Below are 4,237 nucleotides of genomic sequence, written 5' to 3'. Positions count from 1 at the left end.
GAAAGACGTTTAGATCTGTTCTCTTCGTCTCTTCAGTCTCATCTGTCTGTCTAATGTCTAAAAGTCTTCTTCTCTTCATATTAAAAAAAGGCAGAACTCGCGCCCTGCCCTTTCGTGGGATATTGTATGTGGCATTATTTCACCATGCCGGCTTTGAGAAACATCACCTCTTTTTCGGTGAGGTAGCGCCAGTGGCCGCGCTGAAGGTTTTTCTTGGTGAGCCCGGCAAAATACACGCGGTCGAGCTTATCGACATTGTAACCAAAGTGCTCAAAGATGCGGCGCACAATGCGGTTACGACCCGAGTGAATTTCGATGCCCACCTGCTGTTTGTCGCCATCGACGTAACTCACCGAGTCGGCCTTAATGGGGCCATCCTCAAGCTCAAGCCCGTCGCCAATTTGCTGAAGATGACTAATGGTCACCGGCTTGTCAAGAAACGCGTGATAGATTTTTTTGACGTTGTACTTGGGATGCGTCAGTTTTTTGGCCAGGTCGCCATCGTTGGTAAACAACAGCAGGCCGGTGGTGTTTTTATCGAGACGCCCTACGGGGTAAATGCGCTCCTTGCCGGTGTGCTTCACAATGTCCATCACGGTCATTTTGGCGTGGGGATCGTCGAGCGAGGTGACCACGTTTTTGGGTTTGTTGAGCAGGATGTACACCAACGGCTCAATGGAGAGCTGCTTGCCGTTGTACACCACTTTGTCCTTCGAGCCCACCAGGGTTCCCATTTCGGTGACCACTTTTCCGTTTACCGTCACCTGCCCGTCGGCAATGAGCTTGTCGGCATCGCGACGACTGCAAATGCCGGCGTTAGCGATGTAACGGTTCAGGCGGATGCCCTCTTTCTGCTGCATTTTCTCGGCCTTGCTGTAGTCGGGCTTGGTGAGATTGGCCGTGCTGATGACCTTTTTGGGTTTGAATGGCGTTTTGGCTTCCGGACGATTGCCGGGGCGGGCATCTCTGCGGACCCCTGACGATGAGCGTTCTCTTCTCTCTGACATATTGATGTTTAATTTTGCTGCAAAGTTGTGGAAAATCGGCCGAATAATCTCTCATTTTTCCCTATTTTGCGCACCGATTCGCTTTAAAAAAGAGGAGAAGAAGAAGACGCCAGACGGTGAGACAGAGGATGAGATGAGGAAAGACGTTAAGATCTGATCTCTCCATCTCTTCCGTCTCATCTGTCTGTCTGATGTCTAATCATCTTCTTGTCTGATCTCAAAACAACATTCATAATATCAACACATATGACACTGATAAAATCGATCTCAGGCATCCGGGGCACCATAGGCGGCAAGCCCGGCGAAGGGCTCAGCCCGTTAGACGTGGTTCGCTTCACGGCCGCTTACGGCACCTGGGTCAAAAACCGTTTCCCCGGCCAGCGCGTGAAAGTGGTGGTGGGACGCGATGCCCGCATCTCGGGCGAAATGGTGAACCGACTGGTGATTGGCACCCTGCAGGGTGTGGGCATCGACGTGCTGCACATTGGCCTGGCCACCACCCCCACCACCGAACTGGCCGTGACAGGCGAGCAGGCGCAGGGGGGCATCATTCTCACCGCCAGCCACAACCCCAAGCAGTGGAACGCCCTGAAGCTGCTCAACGAAAAAGGCGAATTCCTCACGGCCGCCGATGGCGAGCTGGTGCTGCAAATTGCCGACACCGAGAGTTACCTGTTTGCCCAGGTGGACGACCTGGGACAGGTGAGCGAAGATTTTACCTACACCGACAAACACATTGCACAGGTGCTGGCGCTCAAACTGGTGGATGTGGAAGCCATCCGCAAGGCCAACTTCACGGTGGCTGTGGATGCCGTCAACTCGGTGGGTGGCATTGCCATTCCCGCGTTGCTGCGCGCCCTGGGCGTGACCAACATCATGGAGCTGTACACCACCCCCAACGGTGAGTTTCCCCACAACCCCGAGCCGCTGCCCGAGCATCTGACCGAGATTGCCAACCTCATTCGCAACAAAAAAGCCGACCTGGGCTTTGTGGTCGATCCCGACGTGGATCGTTTGGCCATTGTCAACGAAGACGGCACCATGTTTGGCGAAGAATACACCCTGGTGGCCGTTGCCGACTATGTGCTGGCGGCCACTCCCGGCAACACGGTGTCGAACCTGTCGTCGTCGCGGGCGCTGGCCGATGTCACCCATTCGCACCAAGGCATTTACCAGGCAGCCGCCGTGGGCGAGGTGAACGTGGTGGCCAAAATGAAAGAAATTGGTGCCGTGATTGGCGGCGAGGGCAACGGCGGCATCATCTACCCCGAGTCGCATTACGGCCGCGATGCGCTGGTGGGTGTGGCTCTGTTTCTGACGCATCTGGCCAAATCGGGCAAAACCTGCTCGCAACTGCGCAGCATTTACCCGGCCTATTACATGTCGAAAAACAAAATTGAACTCACCCCCGGCATCGACACCGACGCCATTTTGGCCGCCATGAAACAAAAATTTGCCGCCGAAAAGGTGACCGACATCGACGGTGTAAAAATTGATTTCGCCAACAGCTGGGTGCACCTGCGCAAGTCGAACACCGAGCCCATCATCCGCATTTACTCCGAAGCCAAATCTCCCGCCGAGGCCGACCAACTGGCGCTGGACATGATTGCCGACATCAAACAAATTGCGGGCATCTGAGAAAGGGGCTTTTCACACTGAGTAGGAATAAACGCAAAGGCGCGAAGGCGCTGAGTTGGTTTGATTAATAGATTGCGTTTAAATATGAAAGCAGATAACTCAGCATTTGATCATTGTCCTCTGCTTAACGGACTAAGAACTGACGCTGAGTTGCAGTGAGATAAGATGAGAACCAGTGAGGAGAAGAAGCCTCAGGGCCACTCGGTGAAAGAGTTATATAGTAGTCAGAATAAACGCAATGCGTTAAAATTAACTCAGCGCCTTTGCGCCTCAGCGTTTATTTTGACTCTGTGTAATTCATCTATTTCACAGAGCTCCACGGAGAAGGCACGGAGAGACACGGAGATTTTATTTTCAAGATGTCTGGCGGTGCCCTGACGAAAAAACGAAGGTTGAGATGTAAATTTTTGCAAAAAAATTGTTGTTTAACACAAAATGATTATCTTCAAAAATCATTTTTTAACATTTAAACCTTCTTTTTTATGGAGAACAAAGTATCAGCCACCCTGTCAGCCGAAGCCCAAAACAACATTGCAGCGGCCATCAACACGATTAAAGAAAACCTGCCTAACCTGATTAACCTCACCCCCGACGAGCGCCAGGTGTGCGCCAAACTGGGCGACAAGTCGCTCTCGTTCGTGGGCAAAGCCCTGGAGTATGCCCGCCAAAACCCCGCGGTGGTGCCCCCCTACATTGATGTGAACGAATTTGAGCGCGACTTAAACCTGTATGTGCAGCTCACCAAACTGCTTTACCCCCTGCATCAACTGGTTGAGAAACTCGACGACACCACCATGCAAACCGGCAGCGAAGCCTACTCGGCCGCATTGTTGTTTTACAACGCCGTTAAAGGCGCTGCCAGAGCCGGCGTGCCGGGCGTTAAAAATATTGTGGATGACTTACAGACCCGTTTCCCGGGGCGTAAAAATAAAAATGCCGATGTGACATCGCCATCCGGCAATTGAACCTTCAATTGCCAGTGACATAGTGTTGAAGTTTGGTTCAAGAGGGGGAAGCCGTGGGTTTCCCCCTCTTTTTTTGTGTCGTCAAAGCCCAATGTCCCCCGAAAGCACCCTCAAAATGGGGGTCAAAAGGGAAACAATGCCGTTTGCAAGGGAAACATTCTCCCTCTGAACGGGAAAATTGCCCTTCGGAACGAGAAAATTGCCGTCCTGAACAAGAACAATGGGGTGGTGAACGAGCAAATTGCCGTTCACAACGGGAATGTTTCCCTTCGCAACGGCAATTGAAATGGCTTCGAAGGAGCAAATTGCCCTTCGGAACCCCATTATTTCCCTTCGCAACGGCAAATTGCCCTTCAGACAGGCAAAAAATTGCCCTTCAGAGGGGAAACATTCCCGTTCCGAAGGGAATCATTGCCCCCTGGAACGGCAATGTGCGAGTTCGGAACGGGAAATTGCTCGTTCCAAGCCCCAACGTACGGGTTCGCCGCCACCACGCGCTCGTTCACACAGGCAATGTGCCCGCTCTCAACGCCATGACCGGAGCTCAAAACGGAAATGACCGGGTTCACCACGGCATCGTCCGGATCTAAACGTCTTTCCTCATCTCATCCTCTGTCTCACCGTCTG

At 52.6% G+C, this 4,237-nt stretch carries 3 protein-coding genes; 2 read left to right on the top strand and 1 reads right to left on the bottom strand.

What is annotated here, in order from left to right; translation table 11 throughout:
* Window positions 1-134: 134 nt before the first annotated feature.
* The gene (locus tag LX69_RS11975; RefSeq protein WP_111446293.1) at window positions 135-1,007 is read right to left on the bottom strand and encodes a pseudouridine synthase; all 873 of its coding nucleotides are present in this window, start codon (window positions 1,005-1,007) and stop codon (window positions 135-137) included.
* A gap of 246 nt (window positions 1,008-1,253) precedes the next feature.
* Between LX69_RS11975 and glmM the strand changes: the two genes are divergently transcribed.
* Together glmM and LX69_RS11965 are read left to right on the top strand one after the other, a co-directional pair.
* The gene (glmM, locus tag LX69_RS11970; RefSeq protein WP_111446292.1) at window positions 1,254-2,645 is read left to right on the top strand and encodes a phosphoglucosamine mutase; all 1,392 of its coding nucleotides are present in this window, start codon (window positions 1,254-1,256) and stop codon (window positions 2,643-2,645) included.
* Between the two features lie 482 nt (window positions 2,646-3,127).
* Window positions 3,128-3,610, top strand: a complete 483-nt coding sequence (locus tag LX69_RS11965; protein ID WP_111446291.1) for a hypothetical protein — start codon at window positions 3,128-3,130, stop codon at window positions 3,608-3,610.
* The last annotated feature ends 627 nt before the right edge of the window (window positions 3,611-4,237 follow it).

This window comes from Breznakibacter xylanolyticus (assembly GCF_003254275.1).
Lineage (GTDB): Bacteria > Bacteroidota > Bacteroidia > Bacteroidales > Marinilabiliaceae > Breznakibacter > Breznakibacter xylanolyticus.
Note: the sequence above shows the minus strand (reverse complement) of the source record. Positions and strands in the feature narration are given on the sequence as shown.

Coding starts and splice junctions, on each gene's coding strand:
- glmM (WP_111446292.1), top strand. CDS start 1,254: ATGACACTGATAAAATCGATCTCAGGCATCCGGGGCACCATAGGCGGC.
- LX69_RS11965 (WP_111446291.1), top strand. CDS start 3,128: ATGGAGAACAAAGTATCAGCCACCCTGTCAGCCGAAGCCCAAAACAAC.
- LX69_RS11975 (WP_111446293.1), bottom strand. CDS start 1,007: ATGTCAGAGAGAAGAGAACGCTCATCGTCAGGGGTCCGCAGAGATGCC.